Here is a 24674-nt window from a genome sequence, read left to right as displayed (position 1 = left end):
GTTTTGCAAAATTGATGTTGCCGTATTTATCAGGGCATCTGACCTCAAACCTTAATCCAAATCTCGATTTGAACCTGCAGACCCGAAACATAGAAAAAACACTTTACGATTACCAGGCAGACGATCTGAATGCCATTTTTGATTACCTGGAGGAGGCGCCGGATAACGTTAACCTGTTGTACCAGCTGCCGACGGGAGGAGGTAAAACCGTGGTATTTTCAGAGATCGCAAGGAGATTTATACAGAAAACCGGCAAGAAAGTCGTTGTACTGACCCATAGAATAGAATTAAGCTCCCAAACCTCGAGAATGCTCAGGGGCTTTTCAGTGAAAAATAAGGTGATCAACAGCGAGGTCAAAGAATTGGGAGCAGACGATGACCATATGTGCTATGTCGCTATGGTAGAGACCCTGAATAATCGTCTTCAGGATGGGATGATCTCTTTGAACAACGTGGGAATGGTGATCATAGATGAGGCTCATTATAATTCGTTCCGGAAGCTCTTTAAATATTTTGAGAAATCGATCATTTTAGGAGTCACGGCAACTCCCCTTAGTTCCAACATCAAACTCCCGATGAAGGACAATTACAAGAAACTGATCGTTGGGGAATCCATCGAATCCCTGATCAAAAAGAATTTTCTTGCCCGGGCCAACATGTATAATTACGATGTCAGTCTTAAATCCCTGAAATTGGGAGTTAGCGGGGACTATACCGTCAAATCATCAGACGAGCTCTACGGGAACCAGAACATGCTGGGAAAACTGTTGGGAGCCTATGAAGAGATTGCCAAGGGCACCAAGACGCTTATCTTTAATAATGGGATCAGTACTTCCCGCTACGTTTACGAGATCTTTAAAAAGGCCGGATACAATATCAGGCACCTGGACAATAAGAATACTGCCTCTGAACGTAAAGATATACTGGAGTGGTTTGCGAAAACTCCGGATGCAATCCTGACATCGGTTAGTATTCTTACCACCGGTTTTGATGAACCAACGGTAGAGACCATTATCCTGAACCGTGCGACACGGAGTCTTACCCTTTATTTCCAGATGATAGGCCGGGGATCACGGGTGCTGCCAAATAAAAAAGAATTCACCGTAGTTGACCTGGGGAACAATATCGCCCGGTTCGGACGCTGGGATGCCCCGATCGACTGGCAGGAGATCTTCCATTTCCCTGATTTCTTCCTTGAGAACATCAAGAATGACGAAGACATAGAACGTGAATTTGTATACGAGATGCCCAAAGAACTCAGGGAAAAATTCTCGAAATCAGAATCGATCGAGTTCGATGTCAAGGAAGAGTATAAAAAAGTCTTCGCTCAGGGATTAAAATCCAAAACTGTTCTGGAACGGTCTATTGAACAGCATGCACAGATTTGTGTGGAGAACAGCAGTGATGTATTTGATGCCCGCTTACTGGCCAAAGAACTGAAGGAAGAGATCTCTTACCGGGTAAGACAGTACTCGTACTGCATTATGAACAACACCAAGAGTTATAAAGAATGGCTGGAGGAAGATTACGAACGTAAACTCCGGTTGAGCATATCACAGAAATTCGCGGCGAGGATGTAGGCGTACTGTTCCCGGAATAAGACTGCGTTATCCAACCCCAAATTTTCCTTATGAAAAATCTTCTGATCATCGGGTATAACTGGCCGGAACCGGCTACCACGGCAGCAGGAGGCAGGATGATGCAGTTGATCAGATGTTTTAAGAAGGCAGGTTACCGGCAGATCTTTGCCACCACAGCCTCCCGGACTTCATATACCACAGACCTCGAAGCGGAGGGAGTTCAGACCAGGACCATACACCTGAATGATCCCTCCTTTGATCATTTCCTCGCAGAACTGCAACCTGATATAGTACTCTTTGACCGTTTTTATACCGAAGAGCAATTTGGCTGGCGGGTACAGAATATCACCCCAGACGCTTTGCGGATCCTGGATACCGAAGACCTGCATTCATTGCGTTTTGCCCGGGAAGAAGCTTACCGTGAAAAAAAACCTTTTTCAAAGGAAAGGTGGTTGCAACAAGATCTTACCATGCGAGAACTGGCAAGCATCTGGCGTTCAGATCTCACCTTGATCATTTCCTCCTTTGAATACTCACTGTTGCTTAAGGAGGCAAAAATTGATCCTTCGCTCTTACTGCTGATTCCCTTTATGACAGAAATTACAGGGGATAAGAACTTGAAGGATTTTGATTCGAGGAAGGATTTTATCTGTATTGGAAATGGTAAACACCGCCCGAATGTAGATGCGGTACATTACCTGTATCAAAAAATATGGCCCGGGCTGAAAAAATCGCTCCCCAACGCAACGCTGCGAATTTACGGGGCTTATTTACCTGAAGCATTACTTCAACTGCACCGCCCTGCCCAGGGATTTAATGTGGAGGGCTGGGTAGAAGATGCAGCCGCCGCCATGGGAGAAGCCAGGGTACAGCTGGCGCCATTACAATACGGTGCAGGAATAAAGGGAAAATTGTTGTTGTCCATGCAGGAAAGCACTCCCAGCGTCACTACCCGGGTAGGAGCAGAAGGGATGCATAACGGATTACCGTGGAATGGGATCATTACTGATGATCCATCAGATTTTATTAATGCTGCCGTAAAACTGTATACCGATGAAGCTCTCTGGAGTAAAAGCGTGGATGCTGGGAATACCCTGCTACACGAAATTTACGATCAGGAGCTGCTTTGCCAGCGTCTTCTGGATGCCGTGGAGACAAACCGTCGATCCATGGAGCAACAGCGCGCTAAAAACCTGTTCGGGAATATATTGAGACACCAGAGCATGGGTGCCACCATGTATATGAGCAAATGGATAGAGGCGAAGAACAAAAACCAGGAAAGGGAACAGGAGTAAGTTTGTTCTAAAAGTATCATATCTTTAACCCTCATTAAAATGATCACAATGATGAAAGCAAACTGGACAACCGTTAAGGAATACCAGGATATTACCTATAAAAAATGTGAGGGTGTAGCCCGGATTGCCTTTAACCGGCCAGAAGTAAGGAATGCATTCCGCCCGCAGACGACGATGGAATTATATGATGCTTTTTACGATGCCCAGGAAGACACGAGTATAGGTGTGGTGTTGCTATCAGCAGAGGGTCCTTCACCCAAAGACGGCGTGTATTCCTTCTGTAGTGGAGGGGACCAGAAAGCCAGGGGCCATAAAGGCTACGTAGGAACCGATGGTTACCACCGTCTGAATATCCTGGAGGTACAGCGACTTATCCGCTTTATGCCCAAGGTTGTCATTGCTGTTGTTCCCGGTTGGGCCGTTGGGGGCGGGCACAGCTTGCACGTGGTTTGTGACCTCACCCTTGCCAGTGAAGAACATGCTATATTTAAACAGACAGATGCAGATGTAACCAGTTTTGACGGAGGGTACGGATCTGCTTACCTGGCTAAAATGGTCGGCCAGAAAAAGGCCAGGGAGATCTTTTTCCTGGGACGCAATTACAGTGCAAAGGAAGCCTGGGAAATGGGGATGGTAAATGCCGTAATTCCCCATGCTGAACTAGAGGATACCGCTTACCAATGGGCTAGGGAAATCCTGGAAAAATCCCCCACCTCTATTAAAATGCTGAAGTTTGCCATGAACCTGACGGATGACGGGATGGTGGGGCAACAGGTATTTGCCGGGGAGGCCACACGTCTTGCTTATATGACGGATGAGGCCAAAGAAGGCCGGGATGCCTTTTTGGAAAAACGCAAACCGAACTTTGGAAAAGATAACTGGATTCCCTGATACTACGGAGTCGATCAGGCTGCTTTTTTCTGTTTGAATTTTCTAACCAGAATATTTTTGGTACGCCATATAAACTGGTAAGCTACCGGTAAGGGGTCTTTAACTATATAAGGTAAAGGAGAATGATTCCATAAGTATGACGGTCTGAATACAATACGGTAATCCTTACTGATACTTGCCACAATGCCTTTCAGGTTTATAAAATCCTTTTTTTCATAGCTGACGGCAGAAAGTTGCGTTCCAAGCACTGCCTGGCAATAGATCAGCGGGAAATTAACCCCTGCGACCAATGATCCCAATAGTGTATTCCAGTACCTTGGGTTGATCTCCAGGATCTTGTATTCCCGGCTGTTGTTATCATAAAAAAGGTCTACGTTGGCAACCCCGGTCCAGTTCAATGATTTCATAAGCCAGCTCACGGAATCTATCACCGAATCTTCCTGTACCATGGTCAACCCTATCTGTGGTGAAAAAGGTTTGGGGTTGTATAAAAAACCTTTCTGTATAGTAAATGCAAGAATTTTCCCGTCTTTACAGATCACGTTACAGCCAAGGTCATGACCCTGCAGTTGCTCTTGTATCAGTACGGGTAATTTAATGGTGCTATCGGAAATTTTTTCTTTGAGTTCATCCGGGTCTTTCACCGGCAAAATGCCTTCTCCACCTCCTGAGACCAGGGGTGGTTTGGCCAGGACCGGGAATTTTATTTCCTGTTTGTCCAGTAAAGAAAAATCTTTTTCCTCCATCAAAAAGGATCGAGGTCCCGGGATCTGCTCCTGGTATAAGCGCTCGGCTAGTTTGCCTTTGTCATTGGCTGTATCAAAATCGGCCAGGGAGGAGGGGAGCAGTGTTTTCTCGGGGTACAACAATTTTTGCCTGTGCTCTACAAGCTTCCGGATACCCACCTCAAAAATGGGCATCAGCACATCGATGCGGTGCTCTTTCATCTTCCTGTTGATCAGTTCTATCCATGCCGAAGTATCCTCTTTAAAATCATGATGTTCATACCGGTGAACATAGCGCGAAAAACGCATGGGAGTGTAACGGGCAGATGATAAAACGAAAATCCGGACGCCTTTGATCCGCGAAAGGCAATGCAGAACTGTCCGCAGGTAAAAACTTTCACCATCTGGGATGAGAACGGAAATGGAGCGCAGTTCGTCAGCCATGATATGGGATTGGGTTAGGGGATACTTTTGATAATAAAAAGGTAATTAACTTCTTTCAGAAATCAAAAAGAGCCCTGTTCTTACGTCCAGGACTCTTTTACGAGAACACTATATGAAAATGAAAAAATTAACTCCGTTTTTTATTACATGGTAAACATACGAACACACCTGCCAGTCTCAAATTAATTGTTGTCAACTGAGGAAAAGTTGTGGTGAAATAAGAAATGACTGATATCTGTTTTGGATTAAAAGGCCTTAAACAACACATTGAAGAAACCATCAGCATCGAATTCCGGCGTTTCGGCCAGGCCTGTACGAACAATTACCATGTCGTGGGAAGGAATTATAAATACATGTTGTCCCTGGTAACCATTTGCGGAGTAGAGATCTGCCGGGGCATTGGGATAGGTCTTGCCCCTGTTCAGCCAGAAATGCCCGCCATACTGGCCTTCTGAATCAGGTACGGGAGTGCTTATAAAATCGATCCAGGAGGGGTCAAATATCCTCTCCCCGTTCCATTCACCGCGATGGAGGTAAAGCAGCCCGAACTTTCCCCAGTCGCGTGTAGTAGCCCAGGCATAGGAAGATGCTACAAAATTCCCTTCCCAATCGGTCTCTATCAGCATACTGTGCATCCCGATTCTGTCGATAAGGGCGGAATATGGGAAATCCAGGTATTCCTGATCTGAATCAAAATAATTTCTGAGCAATCCTGACAGGAGGTTAGAAGTACCTGATGAATAATTCCATTTGGTCCCCGGGGGGGCTTGCAGCTCCTTATCGCGTTGGGCCTGGGTCATGTCCGCATCAAAAAAGAGCATTTTAGTAACATCCGAAATTTTGGTGTAATCTTCCTCCCATTCCAGGCCGCTCTGCATCTGTAACAGGTTTTTCAGGGTGATCTGGCTGCGATCATCTCCCTGCCATTCTTTAATATCGGCCTGGTCTTCAATATTCAGGACTCCTTTCTCCTGCATGATCCCGTATAAAGTGGATAAGATGCTTTTGGTCATCGACCAGCCGAGAACCGGGGTGTTTTTGTCAATTCCATCGGCATAGCGCTCTGCAATTATCCTGTCCTTGTAAAGTATCAGCAGGGTCCGGGTCCGTTGTTTATCGTTATTACTGAAAGCATGTTCCACCGCTTTTTCAACGATCTTATAATCGATCTCAGGGAACACTGTATCCCTGGGTGTAAGGGTGCCAAAAGGATAGGGCAGGCTGTGAGGCCTCCGATCACGCCTGGGAACGAGCCAGTTCTCCCGCTCCCCGAAATCCTCATGGACCAGGACACATCCCTGTCCATCCCTGCAAATCGCATACCTGTCGGCCAGCCCAAATACCGCACCCCTTGCTTTTTCCGAACTCTCCTTTATTTCCGCGTCTGCATATTTTATCAGTGGAACCTGGAAGTCATTGTTGGTAATATCCCCGGGGGAACGGTCGGTTAAATGCACCCCGGATGCCATGTATTTAGCAGCATATCCTGAAATGATATCCAGTTTTGGTAATTGGAACAGGATGAGGACTGTAAGCAACAGCAACACCGCTGCGAGAATCTTTAAGGTCAGTTTCATAAGAATTATTGTAACTTTCGATTTACAATATACACTTTTGCTCCAGCTGAAGGAAGTAAAAATTATGAACCCGTATCCCCTCTTATCAACGTGCCTTTAGTGTCCTGTACATTGTTCTGTAATAATAAGCTGCGTTCTGCAGTCTCTTTGATTTCCTTTAGAAATGGTTATCTCCTCTGGATTATGCTATTCCTGGCCTTCTCCTGTAATCCCGCAAAAAAGAAAAGACAGGTAGCCCTGTACCAGTCTTATTGCGGCAGTTGCCACCTTCCGCCGTCCATAGAAGACCTTCCCCGGGATCTCTGGGCCGGGAGCGTGTTACCTGATATGGCCGCAAGGCTGGGCATTGCAGAGGCGGGTTACAATCCCTACGAGGGATTAACCTACCGGGAACAGGAAGAGATCATGAAAACGGGGATATACCCGGGTCAGCCCCTTATCGCCCGGGAAGATTGGGATTTACTGAGAGCTTATATACTGGAGATGGCCCCTCAGGAATTAAGGGGTTTGGAGAACAGGAATGTAGATCCGGAACAGCTGCGTTTCCGGGTAAAAGTATTGCAAAGCGACAGCCTGCCAGGTAGTTATATCAGTGCCTTAACCTACAAGCAACAGAATTCCTCGCTCTGGGTCGGTGATTTGAGTGGCGGCTTACGGCATTTTAATTTTAAAGATTCAACCTGGCACGATATGGGTACTTACGGGAGAGGCATTACGAACTATTCGGGTACGGATTCCCTGCCATTGGTGACCAGTGTGGGAAAACTTGATCCATCAGAGATTGCACAGGGGAATTTGTTCAATGTACAATCCGGGGAAAGGTTAGCGATAACCGAACCCCTGCACAGGCCCGTTCATTCGCTCGTTGCAGACCTGGACCAGGATGGGTCAGAGGAGATCCTGGTCAGTGAATTCGGGAACCTGGGGGGGAGCCTGAGTCTTTTTAAAAGAAATGGTCATAATTATGAAAAGAAGATATTAATACATCAACCGGGGGTGATCAAAACATCAGTCCTGGATATGAATGCAGACGGACTCCCCGATATCGTTGCCATGACCACCCAGGGAGATGAAAGCATAACGATACTCTATCAACAGCAGAACGGCGAATTTTTACAGGAGAAAGTTATCCGGTACAGTCCTCTTTACGGAAGTAGCTGGTTTGAACTTATGGATTACGACGGCGATGGGGATATGGATATTGTTTCGGTGCATGGGGATAACGCGGATAAAACATATGTCCATAAGCCATACCACGGGATGCGGATCCATATCAATGATGGTCAGAACCGTTTTGAGGAAGCTTACTTTTTCCCCATGCACGGGGCCACAAGGGTAAGTGCCGACGATTTTGACCTGGACGGGGATATGGATTTTGCCCTGATCTCCACTTTCCCTGATTACGAAAAAGAATCACTGGAAACTTTTATTTATCTTGAAAACCAGGACAGTAAAAGTTTCACTTTCAAAGCCACGGGGCAGGCTGTTTCTGATATGGGTCGATGGTTCCTGATGGATACCGGTGATGTGGATGAAGACGGGGATACAGACCTGATCCTAAGTAGCTTTACCTACGCATTCACCCCAATACCCGAAGAACAGATGAAAGCGTGGGATATGTACGGTATAGACCTGCTGCTGCTGGAAAATCTTACCGTGGACTGATGCCTATAACCATGAAGAGAATTCCGACATTCTTATTTCTGCTGCTTGGAGCAAGTTGTGCCCGGCAGGAAACTCCGCCTGAATACAACTGGCAGACCCTGGAAGTGAAAGCATCTGCCTATAACTCGGTAGAATGGCAAACTGACGAGGACGGGGACATAGCGGCCTGGGGGGATACCCTAAAACCCACGATGCGTGCCATTGCCGTTTCCCGCGACCTGCTCCGGAAAGGACTGGACCATAATACCCCGGTATTTATAGAAGGACTGGATGGAGTCTTCCTGGTAAAAGATAAGATGCATCACCGCTGGCGCAACAAGATCGATATCTATATGGGAAAAGACATTAAAAGAGCACGTAAATGGGGAGTGCAGAAGGTGAAGATCAGTTACCCTGTAAAAGCAGATACGCTAAACCCGAAAACAACTGGCTGACCTGATAGCTATAATCCGGACATTTACCAGTACGAATATTTACCAACCTGACATAAAAAAGATCACCTGCATTTTTTTTAGCCGGGGTCATAAAATAGTATTTTAGCCAGTATCTAAAAAAACCAGCAAATGTTGAAAAGACTGCTCGCGCTCCAGGCGCTATTATTTTTCTCTTGTGCCTCCGAAGCCCAAACCATAAATATCACGGACACCCTGTATGCCACCTATGGTAATTACCAGGAAAGCAGTATAAGGAAAAGGCGTATCAAACACCAGGATATACAGCCGCTGATAGATCAGTACAGGGGTAAAGAAGGATACGAGATAACCAAAGTGGGAACTTCTATTGAAGGGCGCCCTCTGCACCTGATCAGTCTTGGAAACGGGTCTACCGATGTCTTTCTTTGGTCCCAGATGCACGGGGACGAACCGACAGCAACCCAGGCAATTTTTGATATCCTGAATTTCTTTGACAGTAAGGACTTTTCAGGAGAAAAGAAGGCGATGCTTGACGAACTGAGGATCCATTTTCTGCCGATGCTTAACCCGGATGGTGCAGAAGTATTTCAACGCCGGAATACCCTGGGGATAGATATCAACCGGGATGCACTAAGACTACAGTCCCCGGAAGGCCGGACCCTTAAAAGGGTCAGGGACAGTCTTGAGGCAGATTTTGGATTCAACCTCCATGACCAGAGTATTTATTACAATGCGGAAAGAACTCCTAAGCCGGCTACCATCTCATACCTGGCACCGGCCTTTAACTATGAAAAGGATATTAACCAGGTAAGGGCCGATGCAATGAGAGTGATCGTGTTCATGAACGATATCATCCAGAAATATGCCCCTGGCCAGGTGGGTCGCTACAACGATGATTTTGAACCCAGGGCGTTCGGTGACAATATCCAGAAGTGGGGGACAAGTACCATCCTGATAGAATCAGGAGGATTCCCGGGGGATACGGAAAAACAGGAGATCCGGAAACTGAACTACGTTTCTATTCTTTCCGCGATCTACACGATAGCCACCGGGCAGTATAAAGATATCCCGATCGAAGCTTACGAGAATATCCCGGAAAATGATCGCAAGCTTTTTGATCTTAAGCTGGAAGGACTCTCTTATAATTTACTGGGTAATGAATATACCCTTGACCTGGGGATCCAACGAACAGAAATCGATAATTCCGCCCATTCTGATTTCTGGAACAGGAGTACTATTGCAGACCAGGGAGACCTTTCTACCTTTTACGGGTACCAGGTATTAGATGCGAGTGGTTATACTGCCGTACCCGGTAAAATTTATCCCAAGACATTGAACAGCCTGGAAGCGATAAAGGGGCTGGATCTGCTGCAGGTATTAAAAGATGGTTACCTCTACGTCCGCGTTGCCGATCTGGCAAAATCCAATAAGTTCGTTCAATACCCTATCAACGTGTTGAGTACTAATTATAAAATACCAGAATTCCGACTCACCGTGGACAGTAACCCGAATTTCTTATTACAGAAGAATGGTATAAACGAGTATGCTGTCGTTAATGGTTTCCTGATCCCTTTACAAGGGCAGCAAAAGGATTTCAGGTTCAAAAATGCCCTGATATTACGGTAAAAAAACAATGCGCCCCTGGGGGCGCATTGCGAAGACCTGTAATATTATAGTTTATCTCTTTTCCCCCGAAGATAAAACAATTTACAGGTCTCCCGGGGTTATATATAGGAAGGCAGTTATGGGATGACTGCCGTGTTATTAGAAAACAACTCACCCCGGTTTTTCCCTACCTCGGAACAAAAAAAAGACCCTCGAAAGGGTCTTTTAACATTGTAGTGATATAAGTTCTTACTCGCATCCGCCGGTAAAACCCTTAGCGCTGAACTTTGTCTGTACAGCACCCTGGCGGTTCCCGTCTTTCACCTGTATAGCCAGGTTATTCTCGCCACTACCATCTCTTTTCGGACTGCAGTATTCGAACAAGTAAAAACTGCTGGCCTGTTCCGAAACACGGAAAGAAATATCGTTGAAAGTAGTCTCTAATTCTTCTTTATTCCCGGCGAAAACACTGAATGTCTTCCCGATCTGGGAAAGAATGTCTGCATCGATCTCCGCCCCAAGGCCTATAGAGAAGAAAGAAATATTACGATCGGCATTCTCCACTTTATCAATGGCTGCTTGTTCGGTATATCTTGACGCCTGGTCTGTACCATCCGTAAATACCACTACAGAAGCAGCGGCGATAACATCGTCATTGCTGCTTTCTTTCAGCAGGTTTTCAGCAATATTAGTCGATTTAATCACTGCCCCGTACAGATCGGTGGATGGGTCAGTGCTGATATCCTTAGTGATCCCGTCTATAGAAGCGATAAGTTCTGTTTTAGAACGGCTGAGTGGGTTCAGAAGATGTAATTTATCTTCCCCGTCAAACCAGTAGATCGCCATCTTGTAGGAATCAGTTTCCTGGGCCGGCATCACGTTATTCACGAAACTAATGGATGCTGATTTAAGTTCTTCAAGACTACTGCTGAGAACACTGTTACTGAGATCAAGTACCAGCAGGGTATTATTCCGGAATATTTGCGAATTCGGAGAAATACGTGCCTGCGATTCTGAGGTGGAAATGGTGTTAAAACAATCATCATTTCGCCCTTGCTCGTAAATGGTGAACTGGTTGGCCTGTAACCCGGATACAGGGTTGCCATTACTGTCAGATACTTTGAAAAAGATGGAAACTTTTCCGGGAAGTGTTGTAAACTGGTCCTGTATAGAGAGGATAAGATCGTTTTCTCCCAAGCCCAGGCAGTCGTCAACAGGCTTTCCCTGTCCCAGTTCACCCTGGTTAAAGTTGAAATCGACATCGTTATCAGCATTTCCACAGGATACCACCAGGGCAGCAAGGCTGAGAATTGTAAAAAAGGAGCGTATTAATTTCATAGACATTAGGTTTATTGTTCTGCGTCCTTAACGCATGATTGGCCACAAAAGTATAAAGCCTTGTAAATTCTTATCCGGTAGAAGTAGAATTTATTTTCGTAGCTTCCTTGTACTATTAAAAACTTGTGATCATGAGACTGATATGTCTGCCAATCCTCCTCTTTGCCGCCGGTGCCATTTACGCCCAGCAACCAAGTATTGCCTCACGATTGGGTTACCCGGATAACGCAAGGCTACTCATTATACACGCTGATGACCTGGGGATGGCTCATTCAGAGAACCAGGCCAGTATCATAGGCCTCGAAAACAGCCCGGTCAATTCCGCCAGTATTATGGTTCCCTGTCCCTGGTTCCCGGAAATAGCCGCTTACGCCCGTAGCAATAAACAAGCTGATCTCGGTTTACATCTTACGCTTAACAGCGAATGGAAGCACTATAAATGGGGCCCGGTCAGTTCCCGGGATGCTGTTGCCTCCCTGCTGAATAAGCAGGGCTATTTCTATGCCACGGTAGACAGCACGGTACAGAAGGCTAAACCGGGAGAAGTGGAACTGGAATTAAGGAACCAGGTTAAAAAAGCCTACGAAGCCGGTATAGATGTAACACACCTGGATGCTCATATGCGAGCGGCCCTCAGCACACCCGAATTCATTGCCGCTTATATGCGTGTGGGTAAGGAATTCGGTTTACCACTGTTACTGCCCAGGAGGGTCTTGGAGTACGACCATCCGGAAATTAATGCCCTGTTTGATGAAAATACCGTCCTGATGGATGGTATCCATACGGTGGTGCCGGAGGATTACCGGAAAGGTCCGGAGAAATACTACGATAGTTTAATGAAAAATCTACCGCCGGGTCTGCATTCCCTGCAGATCCACCTGGCTTATGATAATGATGAAATGCAGGCAATCACTGTAGACCACCCGGATTGGGGAGCAAGCTGGAGGCAGGCCGATTTTGATTACTTCACCAGTGATGCTTTCCGGCAATTGCTGGAAGCAGAAGATATTATCCTGGTCACATACCGCGAGTTACGAGATAAGATCAGCCGGGCGGAGTAGTTTTTAACATTTAACATATTGTTAAAACAGTACTTCCGGCGCTAAATTTTGATAACTTGTAAAGACAACCAATTTCATAACTAACAATCCTTCTATGCCAACTTATCAAATTAAAGTGAACGGGAGCGTCCGTTCCGTGGACGTAAGCGAAGATACGCCCCTGTTATGGATACTCCGGGATCACCTGGACCTTGTAGGTGCAAAATATGGATGCGGAATTGCCCAATGCGGGGCTTGTACCGTTCACCTGGACGGACAGGCAGTTCGCAGTTGTGTTCTCACCGCGGCCCAGGTCTCGGGGAAAGAGATCACTACCATAGAAGGGCTTTCTGAAGATGGCTCCCACCCGGTTCAGCAGGCCTGGAAAGAGGTAGATGTGCCGCAGTGCGGATATTGCCAGGCCGGGCAGATCATGACGGCAGCGGCTTTCTTAGATAAAAATCCCAACCCCGATTCCGCTGAGATCAAATCGGCCATGCAGGGAAATCTCTGTCGCTGCGCATCATACAGCCGTATCTACAAGGCAGTTGAAAAGGCCGCTTCCAGGATGGGATGAGGCTGTTATCATTAAAGTCCGGGTTAGAGGCCCGGAATAAGAACAACAATATCATACAAAACCAACGACATGTCAACTTCCAAACCCAATATGACCTTCAGCCGTCGCGATTTTATGCGTACCAGTTCACTGGCAGGCGGGGGAATCCTTATCGGTTTTAATCTGTTTACTGCCTGTAAGCCGGAGGCTTCACCTCCCGTGGACCTGGCATCACTGAATTACAATGATTTTAATGCCTTTATCAAGATCGCGGACAATGGTGCGGTCACTATTTTTTCTCCCAACCCGGAAATAGGGCAGGGGGTTAAGACTTCCATGCCTATGCTCATCGCAGAAGAACTGGATGTGGCCTGGGATAAGGTGTTGGTGGAACAGGGTGTCCTGGATACAAAGAATTATACAAGACAGGTGGCAGGTGGTAGTCAATCCATCCGATTTGGCTGGGATCCACTCCGGCAGACGGGGGCCACTGCCCGGCAAATGCTTATCAATGCTGCTGCATCCAGGTGGGGGGTAGAACCCTCTGAATGCACCACGAGCGAGGGGGTAATTAAAAATGCATCCGGGGAAACCCTTACATACGGAGATGTGGTAAAAGATGCGGCGGGTATGGAGATCCCCGAAAAAGTAAAACTTAAGAAAAGATCAGAATATAAGATCATCGGGAAAGACACCTGGAATGTGGACCTCGATAAGATCGTCACCGGGCAACCTCTGTTCGGGTTGGATTATAAAAAGGAAGGAATGGTCATCGCATCCGTCATGCGACCACCGGCATTCGGCCAAAAACTGGACTCTTATGACGATGCCGGTGCAAAAGAAATACCCGGGGTTATAGACGTGATACGTTTTGGGGACAAAATTGCCGTCCTTGCCAAGGATACCTGGACAGCTATGAAAGGGAAAAAAGCATTGAAAGCCAGCTGGAAAGATGACGGTACTTTAGAAAGTACATCAGACCACGATCGAATTCTGACCGGTTTACTCGATGGAAAAGATTTCCAGACGCTCAGAGCAGACGGCGATATTAAGAAAGCCTTTGCCAGTGCAGATAAAGTTCTGGAACGCACATACGAATCCCCTTTCCTGCCCCATAATTGCCTGGAGCCCATGAATTTCTATGCCGATGTGACCAGTGATAAGATCCACTTAGTCGGGCCAATACAGACCCCGGAGCGCACCGCCCAGGAGATCGCTGAAAAATTAGATCGGAGCCCGGAGGAAATCCACCTGGAAATGACCCGGATGGGAGGTGGTTTCGGGAGAAGGCTTTATGGTGATTTTGCCATGGAAGCAGCTGAAATCTCAAGCAAAGCGGGGAAACCCGTAAAAGTGGTCTTTTCACGGGAGGACGATATGGCCGCGGGTATTTACAGGCCTGCCATTAAATACAGGATCAAAGCTGCGGTCAAGAACGGGGAAGTTACCGGTTACCATCTCAAGGAAGCAGCAGTCAATAGTAATATGTATGGGTTGATCCCAAACTTTTTCCCTGCCGGTGCCATCGAGAATTACCAGGTAGATGTAGCCAAGCATGACAGTAATATCACTACCGGGGCCTGGAGGGCTCCGTATACCAACTTCCTGGCCTTTGCCGAACAGAGTTTCTTTGATGAACTCGCGGAAATGATGGAAGTAGATAAGGTACAACTGAGGTTAGACCTGTTACAGAAAGTGAAAGGAACCACCGATGAACGGATACAATATTCCCCGGAGCGTATGGAAGAGGTCATTAAGACCGCTGTAGAAAAATCAGGTTGGGGAAAACAGCCCGATGGTGTATACCAGGGTTTCGTGAATTACTACTGCCACAACAGCCACGTGGCCGAAGTAGCTAATGTTGAAATAGAAGATGGTATGCCTGTGGTCAAAAAGATCATCTGCGTGGTTGATTGCGGAATAGTGGTTAACCCCCTGGGCGCACTCAACCAGATCGAAGGCGGGGTGATCGATGGCGTAGGCCATGCCATGTACGGGGATTTTGCATTTGAGAACGGCGTACCCCAGTCGGGGAATTTTGATGCATACCGACTGATCCGTATCAACGAGGCTCCGGAAGTGGAAGTACATCTTATGGAAAATGATCATTCCCCTACAGGCCTGGGTGAACCAACTTTACCCCCGGCAGGAGGGGCAGTAGCCAACGCCCTGAAAGCTGCAACAGGCAAGCGCTTGTACAAGCAACCTTTTACAAAATACCCGGAATTACTAATCGTACCGGAAAAGGAAATTATAGGATAATATGACTGTATTATTATTTGGGATTACCAGGGATATCGTAGGTACCGGGGCCCTGGAAATGCCTGCTGACAAAGTTCGTGACATGTTGACCGTGGGCGACCTTCGTTCTTACATGGAAGATTCTTACCCGGCTTTAAGAAATCTTTCTTCGCTTATGGTGGCGGTCAATAATTCCTATGCGGAAGATGACATTAAACTCGATAATTTTGATGAAATTGCATTAATCCCACCCGTGAGTGGGGGTTGACCCCGGGGAATAGTGATTTCCCGAAGACAATTATCCAATTATTCATTCCTTTAGCAGTTGGTATGCTTATAGACAATCATAACAGAACCATTAATTACCTGCGACTTGCCGTCACGGATCGCTGTAACCTGCGTTGTAATTACTGTATGCCTTCAGAAGGTATCCGTTTTGCAAAAAAGGAGCAGCTGCTGACCACGGAGGAACTTTGCAAGGTAAGCGAACTGATGGTGGCGGAGGGAATAGACAAAATAAGAATCACCGGGGGAGAACCCTTTGTCCGTAAAGACCTGATGCAACTGCTGCGATTCCTGGCAGGGCTTGAGGGATTAAAGGATATTTCAATTACCACCAATGCCACCCTTATAGGCCCTCATATTGAGGAATTGAAGGAACTGGGGGTTACCAATGTCAATGTCAGCCTGGATGCTATCGACCGGGAAAATTTTAAGCGTATCACCAGGCGGGATCAGTATGATCTTGTATTTCATAACCTTCACCAGTTGATCAGGGAAGGTTTTAATGTACGTGTGAATTGTATTGTCCTGGATGGACAAAATACAGACGAGATCATCCCGATGCTGCAATTAGCCAAAGAATTTCCCGTATCTGTACGATTCCTGGAAGAGATGCCTTTCAACGGGGGTAGCAAGAGTTTTGATCATATCCGATGGGACCACCGAAAAATATTGGAGACTATCCTTGCGGCTTACCCCGACTATGAAAAATTGCAGTCCCCGGCCACCTCTACCTCGGTCAATTATAAGATTGCAGGCCATAAAGGAACCTTCGGAATTATACCGTCTTTCAGCCGTACTTTTTGTGGCAGTTGTAACCGGTTGAGGATTACGGCGAAGGGCGATGTGATCACCTGTCTCTACGGCAAACCTAAAGCCAATATCAGGGACCTGATCCGGGGAGAAGACAGTACAGAGGCTGTTAGCAGGGCGGTAAGACAGGCCATTGGAAACAGGGCAAAAACAGGTTTTGAGGCCCAGGAGAATTTTGATACCGTTTTTGAGAACTCGATGACCTCCATAGGGGGATAAGATTTAAAATATGACAACCGGAACACATATAAAACCACCCTTGTACGGCTTAGTACTATGCGGTGGCCAGAGCAGCAGGATGGGACAGGATAAAGGACTGATCTCATATCACGGTATACCCCAGCGGGAATTCCTCTATAAACTCCTATCTGATCGTTGTGAAAGAACATTTATGAGTATCAGGTCTGAGCAACTTCAATCCTTAGGCAGCCGGTTTAATACCATTACCGATAAGAACCAATATCGTGGGCCTTATAATGGCCTGCTCAGTGCGCACATCCAATTTCCGGAAGCGGCATGGCTGGTCCTGGCCTGTGACCTGCCCCTGATGGACGAGGAAGGAATTCGCGCTTTGATCGATTCCAGGAAACCAGACCAGGTGGCTACTGCATTTACAAGCTCAGGCTCTGAATTGCCCGAGCCCCTGGCTGCCATCTGGGAGCCTGCTGCATTGAAAGCATCCATCGCTTACCTCCGGCATGCAAAGAGTAGCTGCCCGAGGAAATTTCTCATCAACTCGGAAACAGCCCTGGTAAAAGCGCAAAAAGATGAATGGCTTACCAATGCAAATTCCCAGGAGGATCTTAGAGAAGTAAATGAGAAAATTAAAATGTCGTGAATACCAACCGCTACACCAGGCAAACCTCGCTTGAGCAATTTGGCCCCGAAGCACAGGAGAAACTGTCTAAGGCCAGGGTGCTTATCGTAGGGATGGGGGGCCTGGGAATTCCCGCAGCCCAATATCTCAATGCTATGGGGGTCGGAACATTGGGGTTGGTGGAAAGCGATACCGTAGAACTACATAACCTTCAAAGGCAGGTATTGTATACTGAAGAGGATTGTGGATCTTCTAAACTGGAAGCTGCGGTCAGGTTCCTGGAGAAACAGAATTCGGGAACTGAACTCAGAGCGTATCACACTTTCCTGGACCGGGACAATGCACTGCAAATACTCAGAGATTATGATGTAATTATTGATGCTACAGACAATTTCCCGGCACGCTACCTGATCAATGACGCCTGTGTTCTTCTCAAAAAGCCTTTGGTATATGGGGCTTTACACGCTTTTGAAGGCCAGCTGAGTGTTTTTAATTTCGAGAATGGCCCCACCTACCGCTGCCTTTTTCCCAGTATGCCCGGAAACGGTGAAATTGCAAATTGTGACCAAAACGGGGTCTTAGGGGTCATACCTGGTATTATAGGAAACATGCAGGCGCTGGAAACTGTCAAGGTCATCACCGGGATCGGGGAAGTACTCTCGGGTAAATTATTGCTTTATGATGGTCTTTCACAGCGAATGCAGCAAATCAGCTTCCCGGCAAGACCAGAGAACAGGCAGATCACTTGCCTGGCAAAAGACTATGGCAATGACAGCTGCGAAACAGGCATGCGAACCTTGCGCATCGAAGAATATATGCAGATGGCCGGGAATCCCGAAGGTATTCAATTGATCGACGTTCGGACTGAGGAAGAATACAGGGCAGACCATTTGCCCGGCGCAGTAAATATCCCACTCAATAGTTTAGAGCGTTCCCCGGAGGCCTTACAAACTGATAAAATCATTTACTTGCTCTGTGCTTCAGGAATTCGGTCTATAAAAGCCTGGCATATCCTGAAACGGCGAGTAGGACCCGACCGACTGATCGTGATCGCTGGAGGTATGAACGATTTACGGGTAGCGACAAAGAGTTAATAACATAATAAGTTTCCATAAAGTTGCAGACGTAATGACAGAAACAATGATATCCTATAAAGAAGCATTGCAAGCAGTACTGGAGCAGGCATATTATTATGGCGAGGAACGGGTTTTACTTAAAGATGCCTGTGGACGCATCCTCGCCGAAAATATCTATGCCGACAGGGATTTCCCACCTTTTAACCGGGCTACCAAAGACGGCATCGCAATCCGTTATGAAGCCTTCCAGGGCGGCCGGAAAGATTTTGAAATAGAGTCCGTGGTTCCGGCGGGGGAGCCTCTTACGGCGCTCAGGGAATCGGATCACTGCGTGGAGATCATGACAGGTGCCGTGGTCCCTATGGATACAGATACCGTGGTGATGTATGAAGAAGTTGAGATAGAACACCAGGTAGCGACCTTAAGATCAACACCGGTCAAAGGGCAGAATATTCACCGCAGGGGTAGCGACCTGAAAAAAGGGGATATCCTGATCACTGAGAACAGCCTTATTACCCCTGCCGAGATAGGCATACTCGCTTCGGTAGGATGTGAACTTGTGCGAGTCAGGAAACTTCCAAAAGTGGCCATAATCTCGACAGGGAACGAACTTGTAGAGGTAGGGGAGACTCCTTTGCCGCACCAGATCAGGAAATCTAATGCGCATACCCTCTATGCTGCATTAAAGAATGAATGTATCACTCCTCTCTTACTACATGTATATGACGATATAGATATGATCCGTCAGAAACTGCAATACGCCATTGAAGAAATGGATGTCTTGTTGCTGAGTGGCGGGGTCTCCAAAGGTAAATATGATTTTATACCCGGGATTATGAAAGACCTGGGTGTGGAAAAGATCTTTCACCGGGTTTTACAGCAACCGGGAAAACCTTTCTGGTTCGGAACCAGGAAAGAATCAAATACACGGGTATTTTCTTTTCCCGGGAACCCTGTATCAACCTTTGTCAATTATCACTTATACTTCAAAAGTTGGTTAAAGCGCTCTATGGGCGTAAGGACAGAAGATTTGTGGGTCGTATTGGAAGAAGCAGTGGAAATGAAAGGTGATCTCACCAGGTTTATCCAGGTGAAGACTTATTGGGACCAGGGTTGCCTGAAGGCCAGGGTAGTCCATGGTAATGGTTCCGGGGATCTGACAGGCCTTGCACGCACCGATGGATTTATTTGTCTTGAACCCAGGGAGGAAGGATATAAACCGGGGACAGCTGTACGCTTTATACCCACGAGAATCTTAAATTAGATGTTACACGAGTTAAAACAGATCGTCCTTGAATATGAAAAGGCCAGGAAAACCGGGAAGAAAACCGTTCTGGCCACGGTAGTTAATCTAGAAGGATCTTCTTACCGAAGACCTGGAGTGCGGATGTTACTCAGTGAAGATGGTACCATGACGGGTGCTGTCAGCGGGGGATGTGTAGAGAAAGAGATCTGGAGACAAGCACAACAGCTTTTTAAGTCTGCTGTACCCCTGATGATGACCTATGATGGAAGGTATCGCCTGGGTTGTGAGGGGATTCTGTATATCCTGTTAGAACCATTTGACCCCGGGGAAGCATTTATCCGGAAATTCCGGCAACATCTGCAACAGAGAAAACCATTAAAGATTGATTGTTCTTATGAATCCGGGGAAGGAATATCCACGACCTCCGGCACCGTGGTAGATTTCGGGGATCAGCAATTACCCCTGAGGAAGGGATATAAAGTTGTTCCCGGCGGCCACCGTTTCAGCCAGGAATTACCTCCCTGTTTCCGTTTACTGATCATCGGTGGGGAACATGATGCAGTGGAATTATCACGCTTCGCAGCCTCAACGGGTTGGGAAGTTTTCGTGGTTGTTAATCCTATGGAAGAGAAATCTATATCTGATTTCCCCGGAACGGAACAATTAATTCCGGCTATCCCGGAAGAACTCGATGTTTCTGCGGTCGATTCCAGGACTGCCGTGGTACTGATGACCCATAGTTTTGTGAAAGATCTGCAGTACTTGATAGCTCTGCGCAACTGCCAAACTGCTTATTTCGGGCTATTAGGGCCTTCTTCACGAAGAGAAAAATTGCTGGGCGCCCTGATAGAACATGAACCGGATGTTGCTGATCATTTCATGGACCATTTAAGGGGGCCGGCAGGACTGAATATCGGTGCCGAAACTCCGCAGGAGATAGCGGTATCCATACTGGCTGAGATCCTGGCCGTTGTCAGGCAGCAGCAACCTATCCCGCTTAAGGATAAGAAAGGTAGCATACACCATTGAATAAGGATATAGCCATATTGATCATGGCCGCCGGTGCTTCTACTCGCATGGAGCCTGTAAAACAATTACTTGCCTGGAAAGGAAATACCATGCTAGAGCATGTTTATCAACGCTGCCGGGCCTCCAGGGCGGGGCAGACCTATATTGTACTCGGTGCTTACGCGGAAAAAATTAAAGGAAACTGTACAGCCCCGTCCGCAGACATCTTTATAAACCCAAATTGGCGAAAGGGGTTGGGAAACTCTATAGCCTTCGGAGTCAATAGCGTACTTGGTGTTCAACCTGGTCTTAAAGGTATCCTGATCGTACTGGGAGACCAGCCCAGGGTTAATGCTGATCACCTGGATAAATTGATATCGCTTTGGGAAATGAAGGGGGTAGCCGTTGCTGCTACACAATACAGAGAAAAGACCGGGGTTCCTGCATTATTCGATAGAAAGCTTTTCGATGAAATCAGGGTTCTGGACGGGCCTCGGGGTGCACAGCCATTACTTTCCAATACATTAAAGGATATTGAAACCATTGATGGTCGTGAATATATTGCAGATATAGATACGCTTGAGGATTACGAGCGCTTAAGGAAAGAACAAGGTTAGCCCCTGATACTCACTGCAGATCATGGGATGAAAAAAACATTTGTCCGATTGATCAAAAGATTCGAAATTGTAGGAAGAAAACTACTTTATGTGTACCGCAAAAACCTGTTTTATCATCCCTCCGCATATCCTTGAAGCGCTGGCAAAACAAGGTAATATATCCTGTAAAAAAGCCTTGAATGACACTAAGAGGATTCTTTCTGAAAGAAATGAAGCCCTGAATTACCTGCTTTTGCGAACAGAAGCAGAAAAAGATGGAGAACGGTTTGTGTACGATTCCCAGGGTCAGTACAAACAAAGAGTGGAGCTTTCCAGGACCGAAGACGGGGAACCTTCCGGGGACACGGTGGTTAACCAGGCCTTTGAGACCTCAGGCTTTGTGCGCGACTATTTTGAAAATACCTTTGGTCTTAATTCCATCAATAATATGGGGATGCCGGTGATCTCTAATGTGCATTACGGGAAAGCCTACAATAATGCTTACTGGGATGGTGATGAAATGACTTACGGCGATGGGGATGGAATAGAGTTTAAAAATTTTGCCAGTGCCATAGACGTAGTCGCGCATGAACTTACCCACGGGGTAACCCAGTTCCTGGCCAACCTGGAATATGAAGGTCAACCCGGAGCGCTGAATGAACACTTTTCGGATGTATTCGCTACCATTGTAAAACAGAAATACTTTAACCAGAGTATCGAAGAAGCGGACTGGCTCATAGGTGACAGCATAGTGACGCCAGCTTTTCCTGGCACTGCGATCCGCTCCCTTAAAGAACCCGGCAGTGCGAACGATTTTGACAGGCAACCGGCGCACATGGATAAGTACTACAACGGCCCGGATGATCGCTACGGTGTCCACATCAATTCCGGGATCCCTAACCGCGCTTTTTACCTTTGCTGCCAGGAGATCGGGATAGAGCAGGCATCACTGATCTGGTATCATACCTTAAAAAAATTATGGCGTACCAGTAATTTCCAGGATATGGTTGATATTATTTCTGATGTCACTCAGAAATTAGCTTCGGAAGGGAGGGTTTCGGACAGTGCACCCGCAGCGGTAAGCCAGAGTTTCAGATCGGTCGGACTTGAAACCCAGTTAGTATGAAATATAAAGTAATAATCGACGGGGGCTTTACCGGGATCAGGAGAACCTACGAAGGCGATGTTTCCCTTGAAAAAGAGGAATTAGAATCCCTGGTTTCCGCACTAAAGGAATCCCACCTGCCTACCAAACCACCACTGAACGATGGTGAACAGTACCGTTGGATCCTGGAGAGTGGTGAAGATACCATCGAAGCCGTATTCGATGAACAAAACCATCCCCCTACACTCCGCAAATTCCTCGACGAGATCAAAGCGAAGCAATAAGATTTCCTCCATCATCCTGCCATGTGGACCGGGTTTTAAAAAAAATAGAGGTTTAATGTGATTTTTTACAGAACCTGCTACTAATTAGGTGTAACTAACCATTAAATGACAAAGGAAGAAGCTTTTGTTGCCATAATCCAGGACCACGAAGGAGTGATCTATAAGATTACCACGGTATATACCAACTCGGTTTCTGAGCAACAGGACCTGTACCAGGATATAGTGTACCAGTTGTGGAAAGCCTACGATTCATTCAGGGGTGAATCCAAAGTCAGCACCTGGATGTACAGGGTTGCTCTCAATACTGCTTTCAGCAGGCTTCGGAAAGAGAACAGGAGACCAAGGCCTGTAGCCTTGGATCATGTAAATATATGGCCGGCAGAAACATATGATAAGGAATTCGAGCTTCGGCTCCGGGCCATGTATGAGCAGATCCACCAGTTGAATGATCTGGATAAGGGATTGATCCTGCTGCTGCTGGAAGGAAAGAAATACGAAGAGATTGCAGAGATCACAGGACTTTCCAGGTCTAATGTAGGTACGCGGATCTCCCGGATCAAAGAACGATTAAGAAAAAAGATGACCAAAAAGACGTAAGCATGGAACTCGAAGAATTACAGCAGGTCTGGGCAGAACTCAGTCAGGAGGTAGAACAACAGAAAAAATTAAACCATAAGATTATCATGGAAATGACACAGCAAAAATATCAGCAGAAATTTGACAAGATATCCAGGTATGAAACCGCCGGATCGGTGGTATGTATCCTGGCGGCAGTATTCGTTCTTTTTAATTTTGAAAAACTGGACAGTTTATTTTACCAGCTTTGTGGAATAGTTGCCATTGCGTTCCTGGTACTCTTACCGATCGCGGTGTTAAGAGCATTGAAGAAAATCCGATCCATAGACCTGATCAATACTACCTACAAGGAAACAATGATTGCTTACAACAAAGCCAAAGACCGGCTATTGCTTCTCCAGCGGATCGGGTTGTTCAGCAGTTTTATATTCTTTTTTATTACGCTCGCCTTAAGCGGCAAGATTTTTAATGATAAGGATATATTCCAGGAGACCGGGATCTGGTTCCCGGTGACCGTGGTTCTTGTCGGGCTGGGGCTCTTCAGCTGGTGGGGATACCGTAAATATCTAAGTATCACCGGGTCCGCTAAAAACCTGATTGAGGAATTGGAACCATGAAGACAGGGGTAGTTTATTAATATTTACCTGAGATTCTGTACTTTGTGGAAACAGGGGAGAAGAGGCAATCGCATCCAACCCGTAATAATTAATCATACAGTATGCGCAGTCTATCCTGGATCATACAGCACCTGGTACCCGCCAAACATTATGCTTGGGATATCCTGCGCCTGGTCATGCCTTTACTCCTGGTGCAATATGGTTTTACGCAAGAATCCTGGAATGTTGCCCGTGAGAACATGGTGGTACAACAGATCGAGAGCAGGGGGATAAAAGACGCTGCAACCCTGGCCGCAATGCGGAAAGTGCCCAGGCATCTCTTTGTACCTGAAAACATCTGGGTGGTGGCCTATGCTGATCGAGCACTTTCGATAGGGGAGGGACAGACCATTTCGCAACCCTATATAGTGGCCTTTATGACAGAAGCAGCTCATTTGGGGCGCGGGGATAAGGTGCTTGAAATTGGTACTGGCTCTGGTTACCAGGCGGCAGTCCTTGGAGAGATTGCAGCCGAGGTTTACACCATTGAAATTGTTCCCGGCCTGGGTGAGCAGGCCGCTGAATTACTGTCAGACCTCGGTTATAAGAATGTACACGTGAGGATAGGAGATGGATATGCCGGTTGGCCTGAACAGGCACCTTTTGATGCGATCCTGGTTACCGCAGGGGTAACAGAAGTTCCTGAACCCCTGTTACAACAGCTTGCTGATGGCGGGCGGATGGTCATCCCGGTGGGCCCCCACAATGGTGTACGCCAGCTTACCGTGATCAGCAGGAAAGGAAATGCCTTCAGGAAAAAGCAGGTAATGGCCGTCCGTTTTGTCCCGTTTACCAGGCATTGAAGTACATCCGCAGGTTAATTGGCCAGAATGCATTGATCGTAA

At 46.8% G+C, this 24674-nt stretch carries 24 protein-coding genes; 21 read left to right on the top strand and 3 right to left on the bottom strand.

Annotated elements, in window-relative coordinates:
* Positions 1 to 14: 14 nt before the first annotated feature.
* From CLV82_RS10425 to CLV82_RS10415, 3 genes are read left to right on the top strand one after another with little or no spacing between them, the layout of a single operon-like run.
* Positions 15 to 1580: a DEAD/DEAH box helicase gene (locus CLV82_RS10425; RefSeq protein ID WP_133644237.1), complete on the top strand. Its 1566-nt coding sequence runs from the start codon at positions 15 to 17 to the stop codon at positions 1578 to 1580.
* A gap of 50 nt (positions 1581 to 1630) precedes the next feature.
* Positions 1631 to 2875: a glycosyltransferase gene (locus tag CLV82_RS10420; protein ID WP_133644236.1), complete on the top strand. Its 1245-nt coding sequence runs from the start codon at positions 1631 to 1633 to the stop codon at positions 2873 to 2875.
* Positions 2876 to 2923: 48 nt separating this feature from the next.
* Positions 2924 to 3766 (top strand): 1,4-dihydroxy-2-naphthoyl-CoA synthase, encoded by an 843-nt coding sequence (locus CLV82_RS10415; protein ID WP_208107977.1) that lies wholly within the window; start codon positions 2924 to 2926, stop codon positions 3764 to 3766.
* A 14-nt stretch (positions 3767 to 3780) separates the two neighbouring features.
* Here CLV82_RS10415 and CLV82_RS10410 read toward each other — a convergent pair whose 3' ends face one another.
* Together CLV82_RS10410 and CLV82_RS10405 are read right to left on the bottom strand one after the other, a co-directional pair.
* On the bottom strand, positions 3781 to 4935 hold the full coding sequence (locus CLV82_RS10410) for an ATP-grasp domain-containing protein (RefSeq protein ID WP_133644235.1): 1155 nt from the start codon (positions 4933 to 4935) through the stop codon (positions 3781 to 3783).
* A gap of 245 nt (positions 4936 to 5180) precedes the next feature.
* Positions 5181 to 6512, bottom strand: coding sequence for a serine hydrolase domain-containing protein (locus CLV82_RS10405; protein WP_133644234.1), 1332 nt, complete (start codon positions 6510 to 6512; stop codon positions 5181 to 5183).
* A gap of 183 nt (positions 6513 to 6695) precedes the next feature.
* Between CLV82_RS10405 and CLV82_RS10400 the strand changes: the two genes are divergently transcribed.
* The 3 genes from CLV82_RS10400 to CLV82_RS10390 all read left to right on the top strand — a co-directional run bounded on the left by CLV82_RS10400 (position 6696) and on the right by CLV82_RS10390 (position 10216).
* Positions 6696 to 8177 carry an FG-GAP repeat domain-containing protein gene (locus tag CLV82_RS10400; RefSeq protein WP_133644233.1) on the top strand — a complete coding sequence of 494 codons (1482 nt, stop codon included), beginning with the start codon at positions 6696 to 6698 and terminating at the stop codon, positions 8175 to 8177.
* Entirely contained in the window at positions 8177 to 8611 is a 435-nt protein-coding gene (locus CLV82_RS10395; protein WP_243744190.1) for a 3D domain-containing protein, read from the top strand. The genes CLV82_RS10400 and CLV82_RS10395 overlap by 1 nt, the downstream gene beginning before the upstream one ends.
* Before the next feature lie 129 nt (positions 8612 to 8740).
* The gene (locus CLV82_RS10390) at positions 8741 to 10216 is read left to right on the top strand and encodes a M14 family zinc carboxypeptidase (RefSeq protein WP_133644232.1); all 1476 of its coding nucleotides are present in this window, start codon (positions 8741 to 8743) and stop codon (positions 10214 to 10216) included.
* 228 nt (positions 10217 to 10444) lie between these two features.
* Here CLV82_RS10390 and CLV82_RS10385 read toward each other — a convergent pair whose 3' ends face one another.
* Positions 10445 to 11533: a vWA domain-containing protein gene (locus CLV82_RS10385; protein ID WP_133644231.1), complete on the bottom strand. Its 1089-nt coding sequence runs from the start codon at positions 11531 to 11533 to the stop codon at positions 10445 to 10447.
* Between the two features lie 131 nt (positions 11534 to 11664).
* Here CLV82_RS10385 and CLV82_RS10380 point away from each other — a divergent pair, with 131 nt between their 5' ends.
* The 15 genes from CLV82_RS10380 (at position 11665) to CLV82_RS10310 (ending at position 24632) form a co-directional block, all read left to right on the top strand.
* Complete coding sequence (locus CLV82_RS10380; protein WP_133644230.1) at positions 11665 to 12594, top strand: polysaccharide deacetylase family protein; 930 nt, start codon at positions 11665 to 11667, stop codon at positions 12592 to 12594.
* A gap of 94 nt (positions 12595 to 12688) precedes the next feature.
* On the top strand, positions 12689 to 13150 hold the full coding sequence (locus tag CLV82_RS10375) for a (2Fe-2S)-binding protein (RefSeq protein ID WP_133644229.1): 462 nt from the start codon (positions 12689 to 12691) through the stop codon (positions 13148 to 13150).
* Positions 13151 to 13219: 69 nt separating this feature from the next.
* Positions 13220 to 15391 carry a xanthine dehydrogenase family protein molybdopterin-binding subunit gene (locus CLV82_RS10370; protein WP_133644228.1) on the top strand — a complete coding sequence of 724 codons (2172 nt, stop codon included), beginning with the start codon at positions 13220 to 13222 and terminating at the stop codon, positions 15389 to 15391.
* Between the two features lies 1 nt (position 15392).
* The gene (locus CLV82_RS10365) at positions 15393 to 15638 is read left to right on the top strand and encodes a MoaD/ThiS family protein (RefSeq protein WP_133644227.1); all 246 of its coding nucleotides are present in this window, start codon (positions 15393 to 15395) and stop codon (positions 15636 to 15638) included.
* 62 nt (positions 15639 to 15700) lie between these two features.
* Positions 15701 to 16684 carry a GTP 3',8-cyclase MoaA gene (gene moaA, locus CLV82_RS10360; RefSeq protein WP_133644226.1) on the top strand — a complete coding sequence of 328 codons (984 nt, stop codon included), beginning with the start codon at positions 15701 to 15703 and terminating at the stop codon, positions 16682 to 16684.
* 10 nt (positions 16685 to 16694) lie between these two features.
* Positions 16695 to 17303, top strand: a complete 609-nt coding sequence (locus CLV82_RS10355; RefSeq protein ID WP_133644225.1) for an NTP transferase domain-containing protein — start codon at positions 16695 to 16697, stop codon at positions 17301 to 17303.
* Positions 17300 to 18376 carry a HesA/MoeB/ThiF family protein gene (locus CLV82_RS10350; protein WP_133644224.1) on the top strand — a complete coding sequence of 359 codons (1077 nt, stop codon included), beginning with the start codon at positions 17300 to 17302 and terminating at the stop codon, positions 18374 to 18376. The genes CLV82_RS10355 and CLV82_RS10350 overlap by 4 nt, the downstream gene beginning before the upstream one ends.
* Positions 18377 to 18410: 34 nt before the next feature.
* Positions 18411 to 19622 (top strand): molybdopterin molybdotransferase MoeA, encoded by a 1212-nt coding sequence (locus CLV82_RS10345; RefSeq protein ID WP_243744189.1) that lies wholly within the window; start codon positions 18411 to 18413, stop codon positions 19620 to 19622.
* Positions 19623 to 20633, top strand: coding sequence for an XdhC family protein (locus CLV82_RS10340; protein WP_133644223.1), 1011 nt, complete (start codon positions 19623 to 19625; stop codon positions 20631 to 20633).
* Positions 20630 to 21229 carry a nucleotidyltransferase family protein gene (locus CLV82_RS10335; RefSeq protein ID WP_133644222.1) on the top strand — a complete coding sequence of 200 codons (600 nt, stop codon included), beginning with the start codon at positions 20630 to 20632 and terminating at the stop codon, positions 21227 to 21229. Before CLV82_RS10340 ends, CLV82_RS10335 begins: the two co-directional genes overlap by 4 nt.
* 88 nt (positions 21230 to 21317) lie before the next feature.
* The gene (locus tag CLV82_RS10330; protein ID WP_133644221.1) at positions 21318 to 22334 is read left to right on the top strand and encodes a M4 family metallopeptidase; all 1017 of its coding nucleotides are present in this window, start codon (positions 21318 to 21320) and stop codon (positions 22332 to 22334) included.
* The gene (locus tag CLV82_RS10325; protein WP_133644220.1) at positions 22331 to 22597 is read left to right on the top strand and encodes a hypothetical protein; all 267 of its coding nucleotides are present in this window, start codon (positions 22331 to 22333) and stop codon (positions 22595 to 22597) included. Before CLV82_RS10330 ends, CLV82_RS10325 begins: the two co-directional genes overlap by 4 nt.
* A 105-nt stretch (positions 22598 to 22702) precedes the next feature.
* The gene (locus CLV82_RS10320) at positions 22703 to 23194 is read left to right on the top strand and encodes an RNA polymerase sigma factor (RefSeq protein WP_133644219.1); all 492 of its coding nucleotides are present in this window, start codon (positions 22703 to 22705) and stop codon (positions 23192 to 23194) included.
* A gap of 2 nt (positions 23195 to 23196) precedes the next feature.
* Complete coding sequence (locus tag CLV82_RS10315; RefSeq protein WP_133644218.1) at positions 23197 to 23790, top strand: hypothetical protein; 594 nt, start codon at positions 23197 to 23199, stop codon at positions 23788 to 23790.
* A gap of 101 nt (positions 23791 to 23891) precedes the next feature.
* Positions 23892 to 24632 carry a protein-L-isoaspartate(D-aspartate) O-methyltransferase gene (locus CLV82_RS10310; protein ID WP_394346161.1) on the top strand — a complete coding sequence of 247 codons (741 nt, stop codon included), beginning with the start codon at positions 23892 to 23894 and terminating at the stop codon, positions 24630 to 24632.
* Positions 24633 to 24674 lie beyond the last annotated feature (42 nt).

The sequence above is a fragment of the Zeaxanthinibacter enoshimensis genome, assembly GCF_004362865.1.
GTDB classification, from domain to species: domain Bacteria; phylum Bacteroidota; class Bacteroidia; order Flavobacteriales; family Flavobacteriaceae; genus Zeaxanthinibacter; species Zeaxanthinibacter enoshimensis.
This window is presented reverse-complemented; position numbering and strand designations above follow the sequence as displayed.

Coding starts and splice junctions, on each gene's coding strand:
- CLV82_RS10345 (WP_243744189.1), top strand. CDS start 18,411: ATGACAGAAACAATGATATCCTATAAAGAAGCATTGCAAGCAGTACTG.
- CLV82_RS10385 (WP_133644231.1), bottom strand. CDS start 11,533: ATGAAATTAATACGCTCCTTTTTTACAATTCTCAGCCTTGCTGCCCTG.
- CLV82_RS10405 (WP_133644234.1), bottom strand. CDS start 6,512: ATGAAACTGACCTTAAAGATTCTCGCAGCGGTGTTGCTGTTGCTTACA.
- moaA (WP_133644226.1), top strand. CDS start 15,701: ATGCTTATAGACAATCATAACAGAACCATTAATTACCTGCGACTTGCC.
- CLV82_RS10315 (WP_133644218.1), top strand. CDS start 23,197: ATGGAACTCGAAGAATTACAGCAGGTCTGGGCAGAACTCAGTCAGGAG.
- CLV82_RS10355 (WP_133644225.1), top strand. CDS start 16,695: ATGACAACCGGAACACATATAAAACCACCCTTGTACGGCTTAGTACTA.
- CLV82_RS10365 (WP_133644227.1), top strand. CDS start 15,393: ATGACTGTATTATTATTTGGGATTACCAGGGATATCGTAGGTACCGGG.
- CLV82_RS10420 (WP_133644236.1), top strand. CDS start 1,631: ATGAAAAATCTTCTGATCATCGGGTATAACTGGCCGGAACCGGCTACC.
- CLV82_RS10370 (WP_133644228.1), top strand. CDS start 13,220: ATGTCAACTTCCAAACCCAATATGACCTTCAGCCGTCGCGATTTTATG.
- CLV82_RS10320 (WP_133644219.1), top strand. CDS start 22,703: ATGACAAAGGAAGAAGCTTTTGTTGCCATAATCCAGGACCACGAAGGA.
- CLV82_RS10380 (WP_133644230.1), top strand. CDS start 11,665: ATGAGACTGATATGTCTGCCAATCCTCCTCTTTGCCGCCGGTGCCATT.
- CLV82_RS10425 (WP_133644237.1), top strand. CDS start 15: ATGTTGCCGTATTTATCAGGGCATCTGACCTCAAACCTTAATCCAAAT.
- CLV82_RS10325 (WP_133644220.1), top strand. CDS start 22,331: ATGAAATATAAAGTAATAATCGACGGGGGCTTTACCGGGATCAGGAGA.
- CLV82_RS10375 (WP_133644229.1), top strand. CDS start 12,689: ATGCCAACTTATCAAATTAAAGTGAACGGGAGCGTCCGTTCCGTGGAC.
- CLV82_RS10415 (WP_208107977.1), top strand. CDS start 2,924: ATGATGAAAGCAAACTGGACAACCGTTAAGGAATACCAGGATATTACC.
- CLV82_RS10330 (WP_133644221.1), top strand. CDS start 21,318: ATGTGTACCGCAAAAACCTGTTTTATCATCCCTCCGCATATCCTTGAA.
- CLV82_RS10400 (WP_133644233.1), top strand. CDS start 6,696: ATGCTATTCCTGGCCTTCTCCTGTAATCCCGCAAAAAAGAAAAGACAG.
- CLV82_RS10410 (WP_133644235.1), bottom strand. CDS start 4,935: ATGGCTGACGAACTGCGCTCCATTTCCGTTCTCATCCCAGATGGTGAA.
- CLV82_RS10395 (WP_243744190.1), top strand. CDS start 8,177: ATGCCTATAACCATGAAGAGAATTCCGACATTCTTATTTCTGCTGCTT.
- CLV82_RS10340 (WP_133644223.1), top strand. CDS start 19,623: ATGTTACACGAGTTAAAACAGATCGTCCTTGAATATGAAAAGGCCAGG.
- CLV82_RS10390 (WP_133644232.1), top strand. CDS start 8,741: ATGTTGAAAAGACTGCTCGCGCTCCAGGCGCTATTATTTTTCTCTTGT.
- CLV82_RS10310 (WP_394346161.1), top strand. CDS start 23,892: ATGCGCAGTCTATCCTGGATCATACAGCACCTGGTACCCGCCAAACAT.